The organism is Sulfurimonas sp., assembly GCF_028713515.1.
Classification (GTDB): domain Bacteria; phylum Campylobacterota; class Campylobacteria; order Campylobacterales; family Sulfurimonadaceae; genus Sulfurimonas.
In genome coordinates this window covers 261475-286853 of the sequence record NZ_JAQTOD010000002.1, presented here as the reverse complement: position 1 = coordinate 286853, position 25379 = coordinate 261475, and the positions used below count along the sequence as shown (strand labels likewise).

General features: G+C 36.2%; 22 protein-coding genes. 15 read left to right on the top strand and 7 right to left on the bottom strand.

Features of this window, described 5'->3' with window-relative positions:
- Nucleotides 1-47 precede the first annotated feature (47 nt).
- The 7 genes from alaS to PHV22_RS05600 are packed head-to-tail and all read left to right on the top strand — an operon-like array spanning nt 48 to nt 9142.
- Complete coding sequence (gene alaS / locus PHV22_RS05630) at nt 48-2600, top strand: alanine--tRNA ligase (protein ID WP_299946300.1); 2553 nt, start codon at nt 48-50, stop codon at nt 2598-2600.
- 27 nt (nt 2601-2627) lie between these two features.
- Nucleotides 2628-3110 carry a hypothetical protein gene (locus PHV22_RS05625; RefSeq protein WP_295021827.1) on the top strand — a complete coding sequence of 161 codons (483 nt, stop codon included), beginning with the start codon at nt 2628-2630 and terminating at the stop codon, nt 3108-3110.
- On the top strand, nt 3110-3658 hold the full coding sequence (maf, locus tag PHV22_RS05620) for a septum formation inhibitor Maf (RefSeq protein WP_295021829.1): 549 nt from the start codon (nt 3110-3112) through the stop codon (nt 3656-3658). Before PHV22_RS05625 ends, maf begins: the two co-directional genes overlap by 1 nt.
- Before the next feature lie 12 nt (nt 3659-3670).
- Nucleotides 3671-5365 carry a GGDEF domain-containing protein gene (locus PHV22_RS05615; RefSeq protein ID WP_295021831.1) on the top strand — a complete coding sequence of 565 codons (1695 nt, stop codon included), beginning with the start codon at nt 3671-3673 and terminating at the stop codon, nt 5363-5365.
- Nucleotides 5365-6459: a pyridoxal phosphate-dependent aminotransferase family protein gene (locus PHV22_RS05610; RefSeq protein WP_299946295.1), complete on the top strand. Its 1095-nt coding sequence runs from the start codon at nt 5365-5367 to the stop codon at nt 6457-6459. Before PHV22_RS05615 ends, PHV22_RS05610 begins: the two co-directional genes overlap by 1 nt.
- Nucleotides 6456-7145, top strand: a complete 690-nt coding sequence (locus tag PHV22_RS05605) for an ATP-binding cassette domain-containing protein (RefSeq protein ID WP_299946292.1) — start codon at nt 6456-6458, stop codon at nt 7143-7145. The genes PHV22_RS05610 and PHV22_RS05605 overlap by 4 nt, the downstream gene beginning before the upstream one ends.
- Complete coding sequence (locus PHV22_RS05600) at nt 7142-9142, top strand: penicillin-binding protein 1A (protein WP_295021835.1); 2001 nt, start codon at nt 7142-7144, stop codon at nt 9140-9142. The genes PHV22_RS05605 and PHV22_RS05600 overlap by 4 nt, the downstream gene beginning before the upstream one ends.
- A gap of 55 nt (nt 9143-9197) precedes the next feature.
- Here PHV22_RS05600 and PHV22_RS05595 read toward each other — a convergent pair whose 3' ends face one another.
- Nucleotides 9198-9404, bottom strand: a complete 207-nt coding sequence (locus tag PHV22_RS05595; protein ID WP_295021837.1) for a hypothetical protein — start codon at nt 9402-9404, stop codon at nt 9198-9200.
- A 362-nt stretch (nt 9405-9766) separates the two neighbouring features.
- Here PHV22_RS05595 and PHV22_RS05590 point away from each other — a divergent pair, with 362 nt between their 5' ends.
- The 6 genes from PHV22_RS05590 to PHV22_RS05565 are packed head-to-tail and all read left to right on the top strand — an operon-like array spanning nt 9767 to nt 15900.
- Entirely contained in the window at nt 9767-10495 is a 729-nt protein-coding gene (locus PHV22_RS05590) for an outer membrane lipoprotein-sorting protein (protein ID WP_295021838.1), read from the top strand.
- 53 nt (nt 10496-10548) lie between these two features.
- On the top strand, nt 10549-11655 hold the full coding sequence (locus PHV22_RS05585) for a GGDEF domain-containing protein (RefSeq protein WP_295021840.1): 1107 nt from the start codon (nt 10549-10551) through the stop codon (nt 11653-11655).
- Nucleotides 11655-12875 (top strand): FtsX-like permease family protein, encoded by a 1221-nt coding sequence (locus PHV22_RS05580; RefSeq protein WP_295021842.1) that lies wholly within the window; start codon nt 11655-11657, stop codon nt 12873-12875. Before PHV22_RS05585 ends, PHV22_RS05580 begins: the two co-directional genes overlap by 1 nt.
- Nucleotides 12868-14079, top strand: coding sequence for an FtsX-like permease family protein (locus tag PHV22_RS05575; RefSeq protein ID WP_295021844.1), 1212 nt, complete (start codon nt 12868-12870; stop codon nt 14077-14079). The genes PHV22_RS05580 and PHV22_RS05575 overlap by 8 nt, the downstream gene beginning before the upstream one ends.
- Nucleotides 14076-14756, top strand: coding sequence for an ABC transporter ATP-binding protein (locus PHV22_RS05570; RefSeq protein ID WP_295021845.1), 681 nt, complete (start codon nt 14076-14078; stop codon nt 14754-14756). Before PHV22_RS05575 ends, PHV22_RS05570 begins: the two co-directional genes overlap by 4 nt.
- Complete coding sequence (locus PHV22_RS05565; protein ID WP_299946285.1) at nt 14740-15900, top strand: hypothetical protein; 1161 nt, start codon at nt 14740-14742, stop codon at nt 15898-15900. The genes PHV22_RS05570 and PHV22_RS05565 overlap by 17 nt, the downstream gene beginning before the upstream one ends.
- A 48-nt stretch (nt 15901-15948) precedes the next feature.
- Here the strand turns inward: PHV22_RS05565 and leuA are convergent, their stop codons facing one another.
- The 6 genes from leuA to pstC form a co-directional block, all read right to left on the bottom strand.
- Entirely contained in the window at nt 15949-17607 is a 1659-nt protein-coding gene (gene leuA, locus PHV22_RS05560) for a 2-isopropylmalate synthase (RefSeq protein WP_295021848.1), read from the bottom strand.
- Nucleotides 17608-17784: 177 nt separating this feature from the next.
- Nucleotides 17785-19215, bottom strand: a complete 1431-nt coding sequence (glnA, locus tag PHV22_RS05555) for a type I glutamate--ammonia ligase (RefSeq protein WP_295021849.1) — start codon at nt 19213-19215, stop codon at nt 17785-17787.
- A gap of 114 nt (nt 19216-19329) precedes the next feature.
- A complete protein-coding gene (locus PHV22_RS05550; RefSeq protein ID WP_295021851.1) occupies nt 19330-20001 on the bottom strand; it encodes a PhoU domain-containing protein in 672 nt (223 codons plus the stop codon).
- Nucleotides 20002-20026: 25 nt separating this feature from the next.
- Nucleotides 20027-20812, bottom strand: a complete 786-nt coding sequence (pstB, locus tag PHV22_RS05545; protein WP_295021853.1) for a phosphate ABC transporter ATP-binding protein PstB — start codon at nt 20810-20812, stop codon at nt 20027-20029.
- Nucleotides 20812-21654: a phosphate ABC transporter permease PstA gene (pstA, locus tag PHV22_RS05540; RefSeq protein ID WP_295021855.1), complete on the bottom strand. Its 843-nt coding sequence runs from the start codon at nt 21652-21654 to the stop codon at nt 20812-20814. The genes pstB and pstA overlap by 1 nt, the downstream gene beginning before the upstream one ends.
- Nucleotides 21654-22511, bottom strand: coding sequence for a phosphate ABC transporter permease subunit PstC (gene pstC, locus PHV22_RS05535; protein ID WP_295021857.1), 858 nt, complete (start codon nt 22509-22511; stop codon nt 21654-21656). The genes pstA and pstC overlap by 1 nt, the downstream gene beginning before the upstream one ends.
- Before the next feature lie 171 nt (nt 22512-22682).
- Here pstC and pstS point away from each other — a divergent pair, with 171 nt between their 5' ends.
- Together pstS and PHV22_RS05525 are read left to right on the top strand one after the other, a co-directional pair.
- Nucleotides 22683-23687: a phosphate ABC transporter substrate-binding protein PstS gene (pstS, locus tag PHV22_RS05530; protein WP_295021859.1), complete on the top strand. Its 1005-nt coding sequence runs from the start codon at nt 22683-22685 to the stop codon at nt 23685-23687.
- A 348-nt stretch (nt 23688-24035) separates the two neighbouring features.
- Nucleotides 24036-25322, top strand: coding sequence for a hypothetical protein (locus PHV22_RS05525; protein ID WP_295021861.1), 1287 nt, complete (start codon nt 24036-24038; stop codon nt 25320-25322).
- The last annotated feature ends 57 nt before the right edge of the window (nt 25323-25379 follow it).

Genomic DNA, 25379 nt, shown 5'->3' with positions numbered 1-25379 from the left:
CTATTTTAGATATAATCGCACAATTTTATAAAATAAGAGAAGTAACAATGGATATTAGAGAAGAATTTTTAAGATTTTTTGAGTCAAAGAACCACAACAGAGTGGCTTCTGCGCCACTTGTTCCAGATGATGCAACACTGCTTTTTAATAATGCGGGTATGGTGCCGTTTAAGTCAATTTTTACAGGCGAAATCCCAATTCCATCAAATCCTCGCGCGACTTCATGCCAAACATGTATTCGTGCAGGTGGAAAACATAACGACCTTGAAAATGTCGGCTATACGGCAAGACACCACACATTTTTTGAGATGCTTGGAAATTTTAGTTTTGGCAACTACTTTAAAGAAGATGCAATCGATTATGCGTGGGAGTTTATAACAGAGGTCATAAAACTTCCAAAAGAGAAACTTTGGGTAACGGTTCATGAAAGTGATGATGAAGCTGAACTTCTTTGGCAAAAATATATGCCTTTAGAGAAAATCATGAGACTCGGCGATAAAGATAATTTTTGGCAAATGGGCGACACGGGACCATGTGGCCCTTGTAGCGAAATTTTTTATGACCAAGGTGCGGAGAATTTTTCTGGCCCTGAGGATTATATGGGTGGCGACGGAGATAGATTTTTAGAGATTTGGAACTTGGTGTTTATGCAGTTTGAGAGAAGTGCAGATGGTACGCTAACTCCGCTTCCAAAGCCTTCAATCGACACAGGTATGGGACTAGAAAGAGTAGTAGCCATCAGTGAGGGTGCAACAAGTAACTACAGTTCATCTCTTTTTATGCCAATCATCAACAAAGTAGAGGAGCTTATCGGTAAAGAGTATGTTTACACGACTGGCGCATCTTATCGCGTTATAGCTGACCATATAAGAACTGTTCTTTTTCTTCTTGCACAAGGTACAAACTTCTCAAACGAGGGGCGGGGTTATGTCCTTCGCCGTATTCTTCGCCGTGCAGTAAGACATGGCTATTTGTTAGGATTTAGTGCGCCGTTTATGTATAAACTTGTAGATACGGTTATCTCTATTATGGGGAGTGAATATGAGTATTTGGCGCAAAAATCAAATGTAGTAAAAGAGCAGATTGAACTTGAAGAGGCTAGATTTTTCAAAACTATCGCGTCTGGGATTGAGCTTTTTAACGAAGAGCTAAAAGATACAAAAGATATTTTTAGTGGCGAAGTAGCGTTTAAACTTTATGATACTTTTGGTTTTCCACTTGATTTAACCGAAGATATGCTCAGAGAGAAAAACTTAGCGCTTGATACTGCAAAGTTTGAGGAGCTGATGTTAGAGCAGAGAACTCGCGCAAAAGCTGCTTGGAAAGGTAGTGGAGATGACGCTGTTCATGGAGACTTTAAAGAGCTTTTAGAGAAGTTCGGTGAAAATAGTTTTGTTGGATATGAGTCTGTAAACCACTCAGGAAAAGTCCAAGCACTTTTAGACGAGCAATATCATCATGTAGAGAAACTCTCAAGCAATCAAAAAGGGTGGATATTTTTAGATAAAACTCCTTTTTATGCCCAAAGCGGCGGACAGTGTGGTGATTTAGGAGAACTTAAAGGTCTTGCAAAAGTAGTGGATACAAAAAAATTCTTTGGACTTAACTTGTCGCAAGTAGAAGTTACAAATGAGATAAAAGTCGGAGATAGTGTTGATTCGGTTGTAGATATTTCAAGAAACGAGATAACAAAACATCACTCAGCAACACACCTTCTTCATGCGGTTTTATATGATGTTTTAGGCGACCATATCTCTCAGGCTGGTTCGCTTGTGGAAGCAGATAGACTTAGATTTGACTTCTCGCATCCAAAAGCTCTGACACACGAAGAGTTAGTCGAGATAGAGACAAGAGTAAACAATGAGATATTGAGGGCAGTAGCAGGAAAAACAGAGGTTATGAGCATAGATGATGCCAAAAAATCTGGTGCAAAAGCTCAATTTGGCGAGAAATATGGCGATGAGGTTCGAGTTGTTAGCTTTGGCGATACAAGCGTCGAGTTTTGTGGCGGTGTTCATGTAAATAACACTGCGGTTATCGGCTCATTTATCATCACAAAAGAGAGTGGAGTTTCAGCCGGTGTTAGACGCATCGAAGCAGTTTGCGGAAATGCAGCGTATCAGCACTTTGCGCAACAAAGAGTGCTTATCAAAGAGATTCAGGCTGAAGTTAAAAACCTGGATGTTTTAGCTGGAATCACAAGACTAAAAACAAATATTCAAGAGCTTAAAAAAGAGCTTCATGATGCTCAAAACAGCATAAAAGTAGAGATTTCATCAACTCTTTTAAATGGTGTTTGTGTTGTCGTGGATGAACTTGTTGGTGGCGGAGATGTTAAAGAGAAGATTGACGAGCTTAAAAACAAAAACGAAAAACTTTGCGCGATGCTTTTTCAAGTAAAAGATGACAAAGTGATAATTGCCGCAGGCGTTAAAGGCTGTGATGCAAAAGCTGGAGATTGGATAAAAAATATTGCTCCAATTTTAGGTGGTGGTGGCGGTGGTCGAGCTGATTTTGCCCAAGCAGGTGGAAAAGATATAACTAAAATAGCAGAGGCAAAAGAGGCTTCACTTGACTATATAACGGCTCTTCTTTCATAGTAAAAACCAAAAAACAAGGAAAAACAGATGGAAGCATTTTTTAATGAATATAAGACAATTATAGTTTTTTTACATGTTATAAGCGGTGTTGTATGGATTGGTGGAATGGTTGCTATGCGCTATGCTGCCCATCCATCATTTATAAAGATTGAGTCTCCTGCAAAAAGATTAGAGTTAATAGCAGACGCACTTGGGCGACTCTTTAAAATCGTTATCCCATTTGTCATAACACTAATAATTACGGCCATTATTATGATAAAAGGCTATTCGTTATCACAAAGCGATTTGTCGGTTTTTTCACATGCTAAAGAGGGTATTTGGAGCATGATGTTTATAAATATTATGGTTATGATTTATAGAAAAAATCTAGCGCAAAAACTTCTTCATAAAGGAGATTTTGTTGGTGCTAAAAATCAACTCGCACTCATAGGAAGCGTTATGGTGCCAGTAAATATTGGTCTTGGTGTGGTTGCTATCTTCTTGGGTACATACCTATCGGGTAGTCTGTAGTGATAAGACTTGCGTCTTCTTCACAAACTAGAGCACAGATACTAAGAGAAGCTGGAGTTGAGTTTTTACAAGAGAGCGTGGATTTTGATGAGGATAGCATAGTTGCCTCATCACCAAAAAGCTTTGTTTACAAGGCAACTCTTGGCAAGTATGAGGTAAATTTAAAAGTATTTGGATGTAGTGATTTTCCTCTTTTAGTTGCGGATACAGTCGTGAGTGCTAATGGCAAAATTCTTAGAAAAGCGAACTCTGTCGATGAAGCAAGAGAGATTCTCTTAATGCAAAGCGGAAATTCTGTAACTATCACCACCTGTATGATCTACCAATCTCCAAAAATCAAAATTATTGATATCTCTACAACAGAGTATCTCTTTGCAGATTTTGACACAGTTGAACTAGAAGCATATCTAAAAGGCACAGATTGGATAGGTAAAGCTGGGGCATGTATGGTTGAGGGATTTTGTAAGCCATATATAAAAAGCGTAAAGGGCTACGAAAGTACCGCTATGGGACTTAGTTTAGAAATTTTAAAAAGATTTATAATATGAGAAGGATATAGCTTGAAAAGTGTTAAATATTATATTTTTGGTTTAGTGGCCCTCTTTGTTTTAGCAGGTTCTTTTTATTTTGAATTTTTGACAAACGAACATGCGAAGATAAAAAATACTAACTATGAAGCAGAAGCTCTTTTTATGCGAAAAAAACTAATCTCTCTCATTGCGGAAAAACAAAAAACCATTACAACTATTGCTCTTAGTATTGCTAATGATAAAAAAATGCACGATGATATTCTAAACGCCAATATTGATAAACACTATTATGAAGATTTGATTCTAAAGTTTGATAGAAATGCACTTTGTAGAAATATATGGATAGAAATTTTTGATAAAGAGTTAAAGACTCCATATAAAAGTTGGAGTAATGTATCGATAAAAGATGATGGTAGATTTAGACAAGATGTGGATATAGCTGTAAAGTTGCGAGCGCCACTCTTTTCTGTGACGGGCGACTTAAATGGTCTTTTGATTAGAGAGATTGTACCACTCTTTAATGAGGCTCAAAACATAGGGGCAATCGAGGTTATATCTAATCTCAACTCAACAATAAAAGAGTTAAAAAACTTTGATATTGATACTAAGATAGTAATAAAAAAAGATAAATTAAAAAAATATCCAAATGAACTTTATGAGATTAAGGATGACAAGATAATCGTATTGTACGAGATTACGGATATAGACAATGTTGTTGTTGCTAATATTTTATTATCTAAAAATATTAACTCCAAATTAAAAGAGAGTTTAGATTTTTTTATTTTTAAATGGTCGGCTCTCTCTGTATTTGGGATTTTAATTTTAACTATGGTTATTATTTATATGGGTTACCACAGAAGTAAAAAGCAGAAAAAATATTATAAAAATATTATCGATTTATCATCAAATATTGTAGTTATTGTTGATAAAAATAGGATGATTGATGTAAATAGGGCATTTTTTAAATATTTTTATGGGTATAGAGATATTGAAGAATTTAAGCAGAAACACTCATCAATCTCTGACTTCTTTACGGATGAGAATGATTATCTGCGTGCAAATATTGATGGATTGAATTGGATAGAATATTTAGTAAAAAATAACAAAAGTGCAAAAGTAAAGCTTATTTATGATGAAAAAATATACTATTTTGTTGTTTGTGTATCGCTAATTTCTGAAGAAGATTCTCACTACAGTGCTGTTTTCTCTGATGTAACAAAAGATGAACTGCACAACAAAGAACTTGAAGAGACAACTATAACGGACCCATTAACAAAAATAAGAAATAGATATTTCTATAACATTCAGATAAAAAAAGAGTCTGCTGAGGCAAACAGATATTTCTATCCGCTCTCGCTTGTTATCCTTGATATGGACTTCTTTAAAAAGATAAATGACACTTATGGGCATGATGTCGGTGATAGTGTCTTGATAGAGTACTCAAAACTTATTGGTGCAAATTTAAGAGAGAGCGATATTTTCTGCCGAATCGGTGGAGAGGAGTTTGCTTTGATACTTCCACATACAGACAGGGCAGGTGCATACAAGATAGCTGATTCACTTAGAATAAAAGTAGAAGCGCATAAAAAAATAGCTTCTATAACTATGAGTTTTGGTGTTGTTGAGTACAAAAAAGGTGAAGATTTAGAGTTTACATTTAAAAGAGCAGATGAAGCACTTTATGAAGCTAAGCATAATGGACGAAATAGAGTAGTTGTGAGATAATGCAGTATCAGAATGAGATAGAAGCTTTAAAAAAAGCAAATAGATATAGAAAAAGAGAAGTTGTAGATAACGCTATCTTGGATTTTGCATCTAACGACTATCTTGGGCTTGCTCATAAAAAAGAGCTTCATGAAGCTACTTGCGCCACTCTCTCAAAACTCCCACTACATAGCTCTAAAGCATCATTTTTAGTAAATGGCTATCATCAAATCCATAAAGATTTTGAGATGGCTTTGTGCGCGGCAAATGGTTTTGAGGATGGCGTTATCTTAGGAAGTGGGTTTAATGCAAACATAGCACTCATTGAGTCTTTAGTGAGAAGAGATGATGAACTTTTTATGGATGAGAAGTACCATGCTTCTGGTATTTTGGCATCTAAACTCAATGGAATGAGTGTTAAGTTTTTTTCTCATAATGACATGAAAGAGTTAGAGAATTTACTAAAATCATCAACCGCAAAACGAAAAATTGTTGCAGTTGAGGGAATTTACTCAATGGATGGCGACTTAGTAGATGGTACTGTTTTTGAGATTTGTGACACTCATAATGCAATTTTGATAGTAGACGAAGCTCATAGCAGTGGGGTTGTTGGAAAAAAACTTATGGGTGCTTTCGATTATTATAACATTGAGATAAAACCAAACTACATAAAAATGGGAACTCTTGGAAAAGCTTATGGAAGTTTTGGTGCTTTTATACTTGCTTCATCACATATAGTTGAGTATCTTGTAAACCGTGCAAAACCTATCATTTATGCAACATCTCTCTCTTTGTATGACACACTCCTGGCTCATAATGCACTCGTGTATATTTTAGAAAATGCGCAGAGTTTAAAAAAGGAGATAAGAGCAAGACAAAATATAATTTTTGAGCAGTTTGGCTTGAGGGTTGATGGTTTGATTGTTCCTATTTTGATTAACGATAGCGAGAGAGCGATTTATATAAGAGATGAGCTAAAGAGTTTGGGATATGCAGTTGGTGCTATAAGACCACCAACGGTAGAAAAAGCAATTATAAGATTAATTGCAAGAGTGGGAAATAGTTGTGAGGAGCTAAAGGATTTATCTCTAAATTTAGCTAAAATAAGAGAATGAAAGTATCAAAGCTTGTCGTTACTATTGATGAGAAAGTTTTAGTAGATATAAGTTTTGAAATCTCCTCTTCGCTCGCACTTGTCGGGCAGAGTGGAAGTGGAAAAAGCTTAACCCTTAAGGCAATTTTAGGGATGTTGCCTAGTGATATGAGATGTGAGATGGAGTATGATGCGGAGTTTGAACTAAGGGCAAAGTGGGCAATATCTTTTGTTCCACAAAATCCTTTTACGGCACTATCTCCTCTTACTAGAATAAAAAAGCAGTTTTTTGTACCACGGCAGAGGGTCGAAGAACTTTTTGCTCAGGTTGGATTAGATGCAGAATTGTTGGAGAGATTTCCATCTGAGCTCTCAGGTGGACAGCTTCAAAGAGTGATTATTGCCATGGCATTGGAGCATAAGCCAAAGTTGATTTTGCTTGATGAACCAACTACGGCACTTGACCCAAAAACAAGAGTCGCTATATTGGAACTACTAAAAGAGTTTCAAGCTAAGTTTGGATTTAAAATACTTTTTGTAACGCATGATATGAATTCAGCTAAGAGTTTGTGTGAAGATATCTGTGTTATAAAAGGTGGCAAGGTTATGGAGAGTGGTAAAATGAGCGAAGTTTTACAAAATCCACAAAATGAGTACACGAAAACTTTAATAGACGCAAATTTTGCAAATAGGAAATTTAGAATATGAAAAAACGCACCAAGGTAATACTATCAATTTTAGCGGTTGGAATATCAGTTCCATTTTTAGTCTTGCTTTATTATCTAAAGCAAGACGACTACGATATATCAAGAATCATCACATACAACCCAGCGGTCTCATCACGAATATATGACAAGAATGGTGAAAAAATAGCAAATCTTTTCGAAGAGAAGCATAGATATTATGCCCCGTTCAGTGAGATACCACCAGCTGTCATAGAGGCACTTTTGGCAGTAGAAGATACAACTTTTTTTGAACATCAAGGGGTGAACTTAGATGCAATTTTTAGGGCTCTCATAAAAGATGTCTCAGCCGGAAAAATGGTAGAGGGAGCCAGCACCATAACTCAGCAGTTGGTAAAAAATAGAGTTTTAACAAGAGATAAAAAATTATCTAGAAAGATTAAAGAGGCTATTTTTTCTATGAAGGTAGAACTTAGTTTAACAAAAGAGGAGATTTTAGAGAGATATCTAAATGAGATCTATTTTGGTCATGGATATTATGGGATTAAAACTGCAGCTGATGGATATTTTCATAAAAAGCTAAAAGAGTTAACATCTAAAGAGATAGCTATTTTGGTAGGATTACCAAAATCACCGAATACTTATATGCCAACAAAAAATTATGAAATTTCTATGGGAAGAGCAAATAGAGTGCTTGATAGATTGCACGCTCTAGGCTGGATTGAGGAAGATGATTATAGTAAGTCACTTACAGAAAATCCTAAAGTTTATGATGAGTCTTTGGGTCAAAATGGCGCTCCTTTTATTGTTGATGAGGTCATTCGTAGAGCAAAAGAGTTGGGTATTGATGATATAAGAACTGGTGGATATGAGATTTATACTACAATAGATATGAGGCTTCAAGAGGCAGCTGTTGAGTCACTTCAAAAGGCTTATAAAGCATCACTGGATAGAATCGGTGGATATAAAAAAGGCACTATCGCTGATGTTGGAGATGAAGAGAGTCAGGGCGGAACGCTAAACGCAAACGCTTCTCAGCTAAATGGTGCCATGATTTCCTTGGATTCAAGAAGTGGAGATATCTTGGCGCTTGTTGGTAGTGTTGATTATAGAAAAAGTTCATTTAACCGTATAACACAAGGCGTAAGACAAGCCGGTTCAGCATTTAAACCATTTATATATCAAGTTGCTCTTGATCTTGGGTATTCAGGTGCTAGTGAAGTTGCGGATATTGCTAGAACTTATACCTATATGCAAAATGGTAAAGAAGTTTTATGGCAGCCAAAAAACTACGAGAAGGGATTCAAGGGGATTGTTACTCTTAGAGATGCTCTTGTTCACTCAAGAAACCTCGCAACCATCTCTCTTGTAGAGGAGATAGGTTTTAGAGATATGCAAAATGAGATTAAAAAGTTTAATATGCAAAATATCCCAAAAGATCTCTCTTTCTCTCTTGGAAGTATTACTCTGTCGCCGCTTCAACTTGCAAAGTATTACACCTCTTTCGCAAACTCTGGTGTGCAGATGGAGCCAAATTTGATTAAAAATATTAAAAGAGAAGGTAAGCTTCTGTTTGAGAAAAAAGAGAAAAGCCGTCAGATAACAACTCCATCTCAAGCATATCTAATGACAACAATATTAAAAGATGTCGTAGAGAAAGGAACAGCTACAAACGCAAGAGTTCCTGGGATAGATTTAGCTGGAAAAACAGGAACAACAAATAACAATGTGGATGCTTGGTTCGCTGGATATTCGCCAACTATTGAGACGATTGTTTGGTTTGGAAATGATGATAACTCACCGATGCACAGAAGTGAGACTGGAGGGCGAATATCCGCTCCGGCTTTTGCTATGTACTACCAAAGCTTACTAAAGCTCTATCCGCAGACTCAAAGAAAGTTTGATGTTCCAAGTGGTGTAAGTGAGATGATGTTTAATGGTACAAGAGAGTATTTTACAGATGTTTCAAAACCGCCTCATAAAGATAGTGAGGTAACTACTGAGGAAAAACTACTCTTTTAGTAAAAACTCTGCCATATAATTTTTGTGGCAGAGTTAATTAGTTTCACATTACACTCTAGTGTTTGTCACGAACTATGTTATGGCAACGAAAGCATGTATGCTCAATAAATGTATAAGCTGTTTGAGCTGCTTCTCTGCGAACTCTTCCAGATTTATTATCTTTGTTTTCAGTAGCATCTAGAATGATTTTAACATTGTGGTCTATAATTTGGGCACTCATAACCTCTTCACTTGCTTTTGCTTTTTTATCCGCCGGCAACATTGCTGCAAACCTCTCTTTGTTTCCTAAAAGCTCTTGCGCATCTTTTGCAAACTGTTTTATTGAACTCTCTACGGCAACCTGACGCTTGCTATAAGATTTCTCTGTACCTCGCTAAGCTCTGTGTTTAAAAGTTGCATAAGTCATACGCCGATAAAGAATTGAACAATAGCGCCGCCATAGCAATTATTGCTGTTTTTTTGACATATCTAATTCTTAATTTATTATTACTGATTGTAGCATGATGTTTTTTGATTTAATTATAGATTCTTTAATGTTTTATTGAAATGTTTTTATTTAAAAAATAATTTATAAAAAAGAAAATAGATAGTAGAATAAGACATCTGCCAAAGGGAGATGATTTTATGAACAAAATTATTTTTTTAATTTCTATAATTATGACGCAGTTGATGGCTGATGAAGCTCACGATATTATTAAAAAACTTGATGAAAATTTCAGAGGTCGAAATGTCTATATGCAGGTTAGCATGAAAGTAGTATCAATGGGCCATGAAAGAGTTATGAGAATGCAAAGCTTTTCACAGGGAAATAAGAAAAGTTTTGTAAAAATTATCTATCCTCCAAAAGATAGTGGTATAACATTTCTTAGTTTGGATAATCAAATGTGGCAGTATGTACCAAAAATTGAGAGAGTAATTAAAATTCCACCATCCATGATGCTACAAAAATGGATGGGAAGCGACATAACAAATGATGATATGGTAAGGCAAAGTTCTATAGTAGAGGATTATGAGCCCAGAATTATCAAAAGAGCAGGCACCGTTGTAACAATTGAACTGCTGCCAAAGTTGGGTGCTCCGGTTGTGTGGGGAAAAATCATTACCAATGTAGATACGGCAACATATACATCAAATAGAGATATTTTTTATGATGAAGAGAACAAAGAAGTTAGATTTTTTATATATGAGAAGGTAAAAAAAGTAGGTAAATATTATATTCCCACCTATTGGAAGGTGGGTTCAAGTGATGCCCTGGATAAATTTACTGAGATAGTGTTAGAAGAGATTGAGTATGATACAGGAGTTTATGATGAGTATTTCACAAAAAATGCTCTAAAGAGATTTTCTAAGTAGATTGTTTTTTGATACAATTTGCTTAAGTGCTAATAATAAAAAAGGTTATGTTTATGCTGGAGTGGCAAAAAAGTATTTTGTCTTATCTGAATCCTATCTATTTTGAAGAAAAGAAGATAAAAAAGCAGTTTAATAAATGGTATGAGAGTTCAAAAATTATACAAATCCGCACCGTAACTCTGTTGACGGGAATTTTGTATTTGCTCTATGCTCAAGTAGATAAGCTAGTTGCTCCGACATCAATTTTACCTGTTATGACTCTTTTACATCTATATATTTTACCGACTGCTCTTTTTTTTATCACTCTTCTTACTTTTTGGAATAAGTTTTACAAGACAGTAAATTATTTATTTTTGGTGGCACCCATCGGTGCTGCGCTGGGAAATATGTTTTTAATTATTAGCTTAAAAGAGTCTACAATCTATTTCTCTGAAATATATCTTATAATTATTTGGATATTTATAGTGTCTGGTTTGCGTCTCTCATATGCAGTACTGAGCGCAACGACTACACTTGTGTTGGTTATTTTAATCGGCTATTATTTATTTCCCATGACAAAAGAGCTCTTTTTAATGCACTTTTTATGGATGTTGTCCGCATTTTCATTTGGTTTGTTAAGCGCATTTATTTTAGAAAAGTCAAATAAAATTATTTTTTTAAATGATCAGCAGTTGGAGAAGTTGGCAACAACTGATAGACTAACTGGATTATACAACCGATTTAAGATTGAATTTTTTGTAGATGAAGAGATGAATAGAGCAGAGCGCTACAAAAGAGTTTTTTCTGTTATTTTAGTGGATATTGATAATTTCAAGAGCGTTAATGACAACTATGGGCATCTTGTTGGTGATACAGTTTTAAGAGATTTTTCTAATATTTTAAAAGATAAAGTTAGAAAATCTGATATTGTCGGTAGATGGGGTGGAGAGGAGTTTCTGATAATTCTTCCTGAAGCAAATGTTGGTGAAGCAAAAAAAGTTGCCGAATATCTTAGAGAACAAATTGAAAATTTTGAATTTGCAAATATTAAAAATAGAACAAGCAGTTTTGGAGTTACACAATATAGAGAAGAAGATTGTATAGAAACCATAATAAATAGAGCTGATACGGCACTCTATAGAGCAAAAGAGAATGGTAGAAATCAAGTTCAGGTTTTGTGATGTTTAAGTTTGCACTTAAAAATATACTCTTTTATAGAGGTCGTTCAATTGCAACATTTATACTCACTTTTATCTCTTCGGTGCTCTTGATACTCTTTATATCAATGCAAGATGGCTCGCACAACTCCATGTTGAAAAATTCACTTAAAATTTATACGGGCGCCATTGAGATTTATCATAAAGGTTATCGTGACATTGGTGGAAATGAGTATCTCATTCAAGATACAAAATCCATCATGGAGAAGCTTGCCAAAATAGATGCGATTGAAGCTTTTAGCTCAAGATATGAGACTTATGGGCTACTTTCAAATGGTGAGCACTCTGCGGCTTCTATGGTTGCCGGAGTGAGCCCAAATAAAGAGATGGTTTTAAGTTCGCTTCACTTGGCATTAAAAGAGGGTAAGTTTTTAGACGAGAACTCAGGAAACTCTATTTATATGGGCTCAGAGCTAGCAAAAAAATTAAAGCTTCATGTCGGTGATGAGGTTGCTTTTGTGGGAGGTGCAAGCGATAACTCTTTTGCGGCCGATATATTTAGGGTGTGCGGTATATTTAAGACTGGTTTATTTGAGTTTGACTCTAGTGTCTCATTTCTCTCTAGGAGTTATTTTGATGAGCTGATGTATGCAAAAAATAGAGCTTCATATATAAACATAAAGTTAAAAAATTTGGATGACCTAGATAGAGTAAATAGCGAGATTGTAAGAATAATTAATGATAAGAACTTGGAATCACTCACTTGGAAAACTCTTATGGACACTATGGTTGAGGCTATGGAAGTTGATAATATTTTTGGATATATTTCTCTCTCTTTGTTTCTTGTGGTAATCTTTTTTGTTATTATGATTTACGATTTTATAAATATAAGCTCCCGTATAAAAGAGTTTGGTGTTTTGCGATGCGTAGGTCTGTCGAAAAAAAATATCTTTGCGCTTCTTTTTTATGAGATTTTTATTCTCTCTAGTTTGGCAGTAGTAATCGCTGCGCCAATAGCCACTTGTATCTGCTACTACTACAGCATAAATCCTATTGTTATCAATGGGATTGCTGAAATGTATAGGGATTATGGAGTCGTTTCGGATGAGATACCTTTTAGTTTTTCAATCCCTACTATTTTATGGAATCTTTCGATTATATATCTTCTTAATTTTCTTAGTATTTTGTACCCATACTTCTATATAAACTCATTTAAACCGATTGAAGCGACAAGACATGTATAGTTTAATAGTTAAGATGGCTTGGAAAAACTCATTTTTAAGACCAGCTCGCACGCTTCTTGTTGTGGCCATGATTACGGTGAGTATGAGCATGATGCTAGGTATTCAGGGGCTATATGATGGTATGGCTGAGAATATGATTGATAAAAACAGAAGAAGTGGAAGCGGTGATATAACTTTTTATGCAAAAGAGTATAGAGTTCAGAAGGATTTGAAATATAGAATTAAAAATGCCTCTGCTATAAAAGATGAACTGAAAAATATGCAGGGTGTAAAGAGCGTTGTTCTAAGGGTCCGTGCCGATGGACTTCTTTCGACTGCTCGAAAGTCATCATTCTCCTTTATGCAGGGGATAGATATTAAAGAAGAGAATCACTTTGGAAGATTTAGCGAGTTTCTAAAAGAGGGTGAAATAAAACTAGAAAATGGAGATGCGGTCATAGGGCTAGAGCTAGCAAAAAAACTTAAACTTCACATCGGCTCTAAGGTTGTTTTTTCCACACAAGATGTGATGGGTGAGATAAACTCGGTTGCGCTGAAGATTAGAGGTATAGTCCAGACTACAAATATCGAGCTTGATGATGGCGCAATATTTATAGATATTAAAGATATACACCGTTTCTTGGGTACGAGTTCTGGTGACGCAACGCAGATAGCAGTTGTTTGCAAAGATGAAGGGCTTATAGGCAGACTTCAGACAAAATACGGAGGGCTCGATGTTAAGAGTTTCCTAGAACTGCAGCCCATGATGAAGATGATGCAGGATATTATGTTTATATTTAACTCCATTACCTTTTTTATAGTTATGAGTGTTGTTTTTGTTGGTATATTTGGCGTCATGTATGTTTCAATTCTTGACAGAATTAGAGAGTTTGGTATTATGCTTGGTCTTGGAATGCACTATAAATATATAAGATTGCAGATTTTTATAGAGGCTATGTTTGTCGGGCTTATTGGATATCTTGGTGGAGCTATTTTTGGGGCAATCTTGCTAATATATTTAAGAGATTATGGAGTTGATTTAAGCTCATTTTCTGATGCTCTGGAGATGTGGGGCTATGAAGCGATAATACATGGAACGATAAAAATCTCATATTTTACTACCACTTTTGTGGCGATTATAACCGCATCGCTTTTGAGTGTAATAATTCCGCTTAGAAAAATTAAAAAACTAAATCCAATTGAAGTAATTAAGGCTGAGAAATGATAAAACTGCAAAATGTAAACAAATATTTTTACAGAGGTGAACCAAGAGAAGTGCATGCGCTTTGTGATATAAGCTTGACAATAGAGGCTGGGGAGTTTACGCTTTTGAGTGGTCCTTCAGGTTGCGGAAAAACAACACTTTTGAATGCCATAGGTGCGCTGGATGGTATAGATAGCGGAGAGATATATCTTGATGAGACAGAGATAGGCTCGCTCGATGAAGATGCGCGCACAACCCTTAGACTCAATGAATTGGGATTTGTTTTTCAAGCATATAACTTGGTTCCAGTACTTAGCGTTGAGGAGAATATAGGTTTTGTCATGAGGCTCCGTGGTTTTAGTGATGAGGAGATAAGAAGAAGGGTATTAGAGGTTGCAGCACTTTTGGAGATAGACAATAAATTAAAGTCACTTCCAAATACACTCAGCGGGGGACAGCAGCAGCGAGTTGCAGTCGCAAGAGCTGTTGCCGCAAAACCTAAGATAATTTTAGCTGATGAGCCGACAGCAAATCTTGATTCTAACAATTCACAGATACTTATGAACATGATGAGGGAGCTAAATGAGAGAGAGGGTATAAGTATCTTGTTTGCCTCTCATGATGAGTTGATTATGCACAGCGTTAGAAGAGTGATAACACTTAATGATGGTATTTTGATTAATGACCACAAGCTATAAAAGGTTATTCTTTGCCCTAATTATCTGCTTTGGCTCGTTATATGCGGATTTTGATTATAAAATCAGCAACACAAATATTACACTCTCTGGCGGTTCAATGACTCAAAAAGAAAAAAACAATATATACAATTATGATAGATTGAGAGTTCAAACAGATTATACTGATAATGGTTTTTTTGGGACTGTTATCGGCGATGGCATTAACTATTTAGGCGGTGCTTATGTAAACTCAAATGATTTTGAGTACCTGAAAAGATCTCGTTCTGATACCACTTTTAAAACACAGACAAATTTTAAAGATTACGGTAATGGTTCAGCTTATGCAAAACTTTATAGAGCGTACGGAGGCTATGAAGATGCTAAAAATAGGGTTGTAGTCGGTTTGCAAAATATCTCTATGGGGGTAGGGCGAATATGGACGCCGACAAATATATTTAACCCAAAAAATATCTATGCTCTGGAGCCTGATGAGGTCTTTGGAGTAAGCGCACTCTCTTATGTGAGATATTTGGATGAAACTTCGCATGTGACATTTGTAGCAAGTCAAAACTCAGAACATAGTTATAAGTATGCAGGGCAATATAAAAGTTTTTTAAACTTTGCAGATGTTGCTTTGAATGTTGTATCTTCAGATAGAACTAAAATGATAGCTTATGAGATAGAGGGGAATCTGGCTGATACTGGGGTAGAACTTAGGAGTGAGGCAGCATATATAAAAAGCACTCTCTTTGATACAAGCTATAAAGAGAATAAAAAAGAGTTTTATCAAGGGGTAGTGGGCGCCGAATATGGATTTAAAAATGGCGTAACTCTAGTACTTGAATCACTATATAGTTCAAAGAAATTTTCATATGATGAGGTTTTGTCCAATCTAAACTCTGATATTTTATCAAATCTTGTTTATTCAAATTTTTATACCGGAGCCACACTCTCATATAGCTTTAATCTCTTTTTGGACGCTTCTATTTTATATATAGAGAGTTTTAGTGGCAGAAATTCACGCTTTGTATCGCCAACTTTAAAATATACGCTGAATGATTACAACTCATTTATGATAGGCGCTCAGATACAAAATGGTAAAAATGAGAGTGAATTTGGAGCTTTCGAGAATAGATACTATTTTAAGTGGAGTTTGTCGTTTTGATTGAGAGTTTAGTCTAGCCCAAAGGAGGCTATCCTTTGGTAAAACACTCTAGTTAAACGCTCTATTGAGTGCGGAAAATAGCGCTTTTATGGATGCTGTTGCAATATCACTATCAATTCCTACTCCAAAACATGAGAGAACATCTTTGCTCTGAATTTGGATATAGGCTACGGCTTGCGCAGAACTTTTATCCCCGCATGAGTGTTCAGAATAGGAATTTATCTTAAACTCATTTTTGTAATCTTTCATTAAAGCATCTTTGCATGCGTCAATCGGACCGTTTCCTTCACCGTTAGAAATAATAGTTTTCCCGTTGTACTCATAAGTCAAAGTACAAGTTGATACTTTCTTGCCAGACGAGAGAGATATATCCACTAACGAGATATGTTCTGGCATCTCAAAGTAGTGTTTTTTAAATGTCTCTAAAATCTCGCTAGGCTCAAGCTCTCTGCCCTTTTCATCGCTTAGAGTTTGTACATATCGCCCTATCTCGGGATGCATTGCTTTTGGAAGTTGATAGCCATAATTCTTCTCTAAAATGTACGCAACTCCGCCTTTTCCTGATTGAGAGTTGATTCGGATAATACTCTCATAAGTTCTTCCAACATCGGCTGGGTCTATCGGTAAATAAGGAACTTCCCAGAAGCTGTCCTCTTTTGCTTTTTGATGCGCCAAGCCCTTATTTATGGCATCTTGATGTGAACCAGAAAATGCAGTGTAAACTAATTCACCGACATAGGGATGTCGAGGATGGGTTGGCATTTCTGTACATCTCTCAACAACCTCTAAAACTTCATTAATATCAGAGAAATCAAGCTCTGGATTTACTCCTTGAGTTAGCATATTTAGAGCTAAAGTGATGATGTCCACATTCCCGGTTCTCTCACCATTGCTCAAAAGTGTTCCCTCAACCCTGTCTGCACCGGCTAAAAGTGCTAACTCGGTTGCAGCCACCGAAGTGCCTCTGTCATTATGAGTGTGTGTTGAGATTATCACATTTTCGCGATTATCTAAATGTCTGCTCATCCACTCAATCTGGTCAGCATAAATATTTGGAGTTGCCATCTCAACGGTTGCAGGCAAGTTAATGATAACTTTTCGGTTTTCATTCATTCCCCAGCGAGCGGTCACGGCGTTACATATACGAGCTGAAAACTCTAGTTCAGTTCCCGTAAAACTCTCAGGCGAATACTCTAAAAATATCTCTCCGTCATGTTCTTTCTCATATTTTTTGACCAAATCAACACCCTCTAATGCAAGTGCAATAATCTCGTCTTGACTTTTGCCAAAAACAATCTTTCTTTGTGCAACCGAAGTTGAGTTATAAATATGCACAGTCGCCTTTTTTACGCCTTTTAACGACTCAAAAGTTTTGGCAATAAGATGCTCTCTTGCTTGAACAAGCACCTGAATTGTCACATCATCAGGGATAAGTTTATGGTCAACAAGATGGCGTAAAAAGTCAAATTCTACTTTAGAAGCCGACGGAAAACCAACTTCAATTTCCTTAAATCCGAGTTTTAGTAAGAGTGCAAAAAGTGAGAGTTTTTTAGTTATATCCATGGGAGTGATTAACGCCTGATTTCCATCACGCAAGTCAACACTGCACCATTTTGGAGCTTTTGTTATAGTTTTGGTTGGCCACTCTCTATTTGGCAAATTAATTTGTGGATATGGGCAATACTTCCCAATAATAGCTTGATTCATTATGAACCTTTTTTTAAAAATTCAATAGCGCACTCTTACATGACTATTGTGGATGGAATTATAGCAAATTAATGGTTGTGGAAATTTAACGCTAAGTTTGATGTTGTTTAAAAGTGTATGGAAATCTTAAAATTGGGAAGATTTAATTTCCCCGCAGAAAGCGAGAAAATTAGAGATTTAGCAAGAGTAAGTAGTTTTGAACTCGTATGCAGTTGGGCGACTCTCGTCTGGCCAAACTTGTCTCTCGAACATATAGTGTTGATAATCAGTGATGAAAAGATCTGTAAATACAGGTTTCAAGAAATCATGATCAGCAATCAGTGCCTCTGTTGCTTCGCGAAGAGTGTGAGGCATTTGAGGGATACCTTTTTCACGAATCTCATCTAAACTTAGTTCAAATAAGTCTTCATCCATTGGTCCAACAGGAACAGTTTTGTTTTTGATACCATCTAAACCAGCCATCATCATAGCTGAAAATGCAAGATATGGACAAGATGTTGAGTCTGGGAATCTCATCTCAATGCGAGTAGCTTTTTCGCCAGCACCATAAGGGATACGGCAAGATGCAGAACGATTTTGCATAGAGTAAGTCAAGATACTTGGAGCCTCAAACCCTGGAATAAGTCTTTTGTATGAGTTTGTTGATGGATTAGTAAGTGCCGCAACTGCTTTAGCGTGAGCAAAAACACCGCCAGTGTAGTGTAGAGCCATCTCTGAAAGATTAGCATAGTTACCCTGTTTGTAGAAAAGATTTTTACCATCTTTCCATAGAGATTGGTGTACATGCATACCGTTTCCATTATCACCATATAGTGGTTTTGGCATAAATGTTGCAGTTTTACCATTTAAGTGAGCTACCATTTTTACAACATATTTTAGTTTTTGTACATTGTCAGCGGCAGTTATGATGTCAGAGAAAACGATACCGATTTCACCTTGACCTTGTGCAACTTCATGGTGACCAAGTACAACTTCCAAGCCAACTTGCTCTAAAACTTGCATCATTTCAGCTCTTAAATCAACTTGTGTATCGATTGGAGATACTGGAAAATAGCCACCTTTAACGCCACCACGGTGACCTGTGTTGTAGCCATCTTTGTAGTTAGTATTTGAGTTCCAATCACCCTCTTCGGTGTCTATTCTATAGCCTGATTCGTTCATGCTATCTTTGATTCTAACATCATCAAAAACAAAAAATTCGTTCTCAGGTCCAAAATAAGCAGCATCAGCAATACCAAGAGACTCTGCATGCGCTAATGTTTTTTTAGCGATTGAGCGAGGACACTTCTCATATAGTTCATTTTTATAGATGTTATATACATCACAAATAACAATGATGGTAGGGTCTGAAGTAAAAGGATCAAGAAATGCAGTCGGAACATCAGCTTTTAAAAGCATATCTGATCTGTTGATTGGTTGCCATTTCTCAATCGATGAGCCATCAAAAGGGAAGCCATTTGTTAGGTTATCTTTATTTACCGCACTAGCTCTATAAGTAACATGATGCCATGTACCTTTTAAATCTGTAAATCTTAAATCTACAAATCCAACATCATTCTCTTCACAAAAAGCAAAGAATTCTTCTACATTATTAACAAATTTTCCCATTAATTGTCTCCTGAAATTTTGCAAACAGTATATCTAATAAGTACATAAAAAAATAAGTTTAGTGCTTAAATTTTGCGCACAAGACCATAAACAAGATTCTAAATAGAGGTAAGATTAGTTAAAAGTGCTTATCTCTCCACCTCTTTGAGCATATCTCATAAGATTTGCTATGGTTACCGATCTGTCGCATGATCTCTCAAGTTTTCTAAGTGTTCCTAGTATTTTCACATACTCAGCTGAGAGCTCTTTTTCGCTTATGATTTTGTTTAAAATCTCTTTTTCTATCACAGAGAAAAGATCATCATTCATGCTCTCTTCTATGACTACTTTACGATAGTTATCGTCAAAATTGCACTCATCATGCTTATCAAAGCACTCTGTGATATATCTAAGAGCGTTTATGCTGCTTTTGTGCAAAAGAGCGATGCTTGGCTTAAAAAACTCAATATCAAACCCACTGCCAAGGTGTTCTCTCATGCGCTTTGCATACTTTTGTATTCCCTCTCCGATGGATACAATCTCACCTGTCATTTTCAGAAATGCAACTAAAAAACGAAGCTCTTTTGCCTCAGGAGCATATAGAGCAAAGACTTTTATAATCTCATTGTCGATTATGTCGCCTCTAAGTTTTACTTTACTTAGTACATTTTTGACTTCTTTAAACTTAGCCTCATCGTTGTCTTTAAAAGCTTCCAAAGATAACTCATTTGCGACCGTCATCTCTTTTAGAAGTGAAGATATTTTCTCTCTTATTTCGTCAGTCTTTTTATCATACTTTTTTATCATATTATCTCCTTAATGTTCTGTTTTTTCAACCAAATTTGCCAGTTATATACTCTTCTGTTAGTCTCTCTCTTGGCGTAACAAAAAGCTCTTCTGTAATGCCAAGTTCTATTAGTTCGCCCATATACATAAATCCAGTGTAGTCACTTACCCTCGCGGCTTGTTGCATATTGTGTGTAACTATGACAATGGAGACTCTATCTTTAAGTTCAACAATAAGTTCCTCAATTCCAGCCGTAGAGATTGGGTCAAGAGCGCTTGTTGGTTCATCAAAAAGTAGAACTTCTGGTTCAACGGCAATTGCTCTTGCGATGCAGAGTCTCTGCTGCTGTCCGCCTGAGAGACCATTTGCGTCATGTTTTAGTCTATCTTTTACCTCTTTAAAAATTGCCGCATCTTTGAGTGCTTTTTCAACTCTATCTGCAAGCTCAGTTTTGTTTTTAACCCCTTGAAGTCTCATTCCATAAGCAACATTATCAAAAATACTCATAGGAAAAGCTGTAGGTTTTTGGAAAATCATTCCTATTTGGATTCTAAGATGTATAAGATCCTCTTTTGGACTTAAAATATTTCTATCATGAAATAAAATTTCGCCACTGTATCTGTTTCCGGGATAAAGGTCATGCATACGGTTAAAGCTTCTAAGAAGCGTAGTTTTGCCACATCCAGATGGTCCAATAAGTGCCGTTATACTGTTTTTTGCTATTGGCATATTTAGTGTTCTAATGCTTGGAGCATCTGTTCCTGCATACGAAAATTCAAAATTTTTAACTTCAAGTGCTTTGTTTTCTGTTATTTCAATGATTGTTGCCATTATCTGCCTTTTTTCTTTAGTAAAAATAGTCGTCCAATTATGTTTAGAATTAAAATAAACATACTGAGAATAAATGCTGCTGCCCAACCGAGCCTTTGCCAATCTTCATAAGGACTTGTCGCATAGTTGTACATAGTCACCGTAAGTGAAGCCATTGGTTTTATCATGTCTGTGTTTAAAAAGTTATCATTAAAAGATGTAAAGAGAAGCGGTGCTGTCTCTCCCGCAACTCTAGCAACACCTAAAAGAACACCTGTTAATATACCAGCTTTTGCGCCACGATATACTACTTGAGTTATCACTTTGTATTTTGGTGCGCCGAGTGCAAAAGCTGCTTCGCGAAGAGTTGAGGGGACAAGTTGAAGCATATCATCGGTTGTTCTTAATATAATCGGGAGCATAATGATCGTAAGTGCGATTGAACCAGCCCAACCACTAAAATGTCCCATAGGATGAACAACTATAGCATAAACAAACGCGCCAATAACAATACTTGGAGCACTCATCATAATGTCTGAAATATCACGAATAGTCTCGGATAGTTTTGATTTTTGCCCATACTCGCTTAGGTATGTTCCAGCTAAAATACCAAGAGGCACGCCTATGAATGTAGCAGCTCCAACAAGATATAGCTGACCAATAAGAGCATGTTTTAAGCCACCATCTGGATTTCCAGAAGGAGCTCCTTCGTTTAAAAAGATGTTGAGGTTTAGCGCTTCAACGCCATTAATAACCAAGACGGATAAAATCCAAAGTAAAAATCCCATCCCAACAAGAGCTGAAAGAGTAGATAAAACCATTACCGCATTATTTATAAAAACTCTTTTTTGAGTGTGAGTCATTATGCAATCCTTTTTCGTCTAAGAAAATAAAATTTTGCTATAGATATAATCGTAAAGCTCACAACAAGAAGTAAAAGTGAGAGTTCAAAAAGAGATGAGTAGTAGATTCCGCTATCTGCTTCATTAAACTCATTTGCTAGCGTTACAGGAATGGAAGTCGCCGCCTTTGTTAAATCAAATGATATTTTATGAACATTACCCATAACAAATGTAACCGCCATCGTCTCGCCGATAGCACGACCAAGAGCCAATATAAATGAACCAATAATTCCAGCTTTAGCGTATGGAATAACTATATCTTTTATAACATCCCATTTTGTCCCACCGAGTGCATAAGCTGACTCTTTTAGTATATCTGGAGTCGTGTTCATGGCATCCCTTGTAACTGCCGCCATAAATGGCAAAATCATGATTGAGAGAACCATTCCAGCAGTGAGCATACTTATACCAACGCCGCCAAATATATCACGAACAATAGGTACAAAGTAAAAAAGTCCCCACATTCCATAGACGACTGATGGAATTGCAGCCAGAAGCTCGATGCTCACGCCAACTGGAGTTTTTAGTTTTGCAGGGGCTAGTTCACTTAAAAATATAGCAACTCCAATAGCCACAGGAACAGCTAACATCATGGCAATAAATGTCGAGATAACAGAGCCGTAAATAGCAGGAAGCGCACCAAATTTTTCTATATTTGGCGCCCATTTATTCCCTAAAATAAAATCAAATCCAAGAGCTTTGATTGATTCCATTGAGTTTTGTACAAGGGTGGTAAATATCCAAGCAACCAAAAGTAGTACAGAAATTGCAACAAGTTTACTTATATTTGAAAATAACTTATCTGCGAGATTATTCAAAATCACTCCTTATTAAAAGTTTGCGATTTTACTAGATTAAGGTTACAAAAAGATTACAACTGCTTTATTGTTTTAGCATAATGTGAGATTGGTTTTTTAAAAATAGGCTGTAATAACTCTGTAATATTTGTTCCATATAATTTCGCCATCTTAAAAAATGCAAGGATTCAAATGTTTAAAAAATTAGCAATAACTGCTTTGGTTGCGACAATCTCTGTTGGCTCACTTTTTGGTGCGGATAAAATCAATGGCGCGGGGGCTACTTTTCCAGCTCCGTTATACTATGAGTGGGCATTTAACTACAAAAAAGATACTCAAAATCTTATCAACTACCAATCAATCGGTTCAGGCGGAGGCATCAAGCAGATAACTTCTCGTGTTGTAGATTTTGGTGCATCAGATGAAGCTCTTAGCCCTAAAAAACTTGAAGAAGCAAAACTTTTACAGTTTCCAGTAGCTATCGGTTCAATTGTTGTGGCGTTTAATGTAGCTGGTATTGCAGATGAGAAGTTAAAACTTAAAAACAGTGTTGTAGCAGACATCTTCGCAGGAAAAATTACTTCATGGAATGATGCGGCTATTGCAGCTGACAACAAAGGCATCAATCTTCCAAATCAAAAAATTATTGTAGTTCATCGTGCTGATGGATCTGGAACAACTTTTAACTTTACATACTATCTTTCAAAAGTTTCTAAAAACTGGAGTGACAATTTCGGAGCATCAAAATCTGTTGATTGGGCTGTTGGAATTGGAGCAAAAGGCAACGAGGGCGTTACGAGTATAATTAAACAGACTCCATTCTCCATTGGTTACATTGAAACTGAATACAAAGAAAAAAACAATCTAAGTGCTGCGATTTTACAAACAGCAAGCGGCAAATGGGTTGTTGCAAATGAGGCAAATTTTAAAGCTGCTGCAAAATATGCAACTTGGACAAAAGAGGATAGTTTCTTTGAAGTACTAGCCCTTGAAAAAGGTGATACATCTTATCCGTTGGTTGCTGCTACATTCATTCTTCTTCCAAAAGAGAAGCTAGATACAAACAAAAAGACAGTAGCGTTTTATGAGTATGCTTTTAGTAAAGGTGATGCAACTGCTAAAAAGTTAGGATATATTGCACTTCCTGAGGATGTTAAGAAAATGGTTAGAGAGTATTGGGCAGCTAATATTAAATAACCAACTGATGTTACCCACTAAAACTAACAAGTCCGTTTTAGTGGGAGGGACTGTCGTCCCTTCTAACCCCATTATCATGAAGTATGCCATTGGTTAGCATACCTAAAAGCTATGAAAAACAAGTTTTTCAAGAATTTCAAGGTTTGTTACGCTATTTTTTATAAAAGTGCGTAACATCAGTAACTAATAGAGTTTTTCTCCAAAAATTTCTTCTTCTAAAAGCCCTTGCAGCTACTACTGTGAGGGCTTTTCTAGTTTAATATCTATATTACTGTTTCTTATCTTTTGTAATCATTTTGTAATCAACACACCATATAATTTCTCAACCAAAAAAAAGGAAAACAAAATATGAAAAAAATCGTTTTATCATCGTTAGCTGCTCTAGCAATAGGTGCAACAAGCCTGAGTGCTACTCCATTCTTTGTAGATGAAAAAGGTCAAGTTTTTACAACAGAAGGTGAGGGTCGTAAACCTTTAGTAAGTAAAGAGAGTTCAGTTTTCTCAAACTCAAACAAGCTTGAGTTTAGCGGTCTCCACTACTTTGGTTTTACATCTGCTAATCCAAGCACAACAGCGCCTACAGCAAATGCTGATACTAGTACAACTGTTGCTGTAGGAAGTGATACTGCTAAGTATGCTGGAAATTCAAACGGTTTTGAACTTCGCCGAAACTATGTCCAAGTAAAAGGTTTTTTCAATGATAAAGATTACTGGCGCGTAACGCTTGATGCAACTAAAGAGCTTGCTTCAACTACAAGTTATGCAAATGTTTATTTTAAGTACGCTTATCTATATTTAGATGGAATCCTTCCGTATACAGGAGTGGAACTGGGTATGGCTCACCGTCCTTGGATTGATTACGAAGAACACAATGGTTGGTACTATCGTTCATTCAATAAAGTTTTACTTGAAGAGAAAGGAACTGCTACAGAATCTGGACTTGACCTTGTAAACTCAGCTGATTTAGGGGTAAATTTTAAAACTAAAACAAATTCGTTCAGTTCAGAAATCGGTATATTTAATGGCGAGGGTTACCATGCAGATAAAGCCGCTGCAAACCAACAAAATAGTTCTGGCATGTCTCTAGAGTGGCGTTTAACTGCTCACCTTATTGGAAGCGGTGAAAAAGTTAGTCATAACGATCGTCTAAAGGATACTTATGCGCATCTTTCAACATATGGTCTAATTTCTAAAAACCATAAAGATGATACGGTAGCTATTGGTGCGGCTGGTGAATATGATCGCTCTTTTTATGGTATCCATGCTGTTTACAATCAGCCACTATTCTTAGTTGCAGCACAATATGTAATAGCAGAAGATAAAGCAAGAAACAGTGCAATTACAAATGGTAAAGAGTATGATGCATTTTCAATAAATGCCGAAATTAGACCAATAAAAGATTGGACGATTATCGGAAGATATGATGATTATAAAATTGATACAGTTGCAATGGGAACTGGAGTAAACAGTGTTTCAGCTAATGGCACTAAAATTATTGCAGGTTTAGCATATAAGTATAACAAAAATGTAAGCTTCGTTGGTTCAGCAAAATTCATTGATGAAAAGAAAGCAAATGGTGGTGACACTGGTGAATCCAAAGATGTTTATATGCTTACAACAGAAGTTAAGTGGTAAATATATAGCTTAAATTAGACCCTCATTTTTCTCATTTCTCCTTAGTATGCAAGTCTT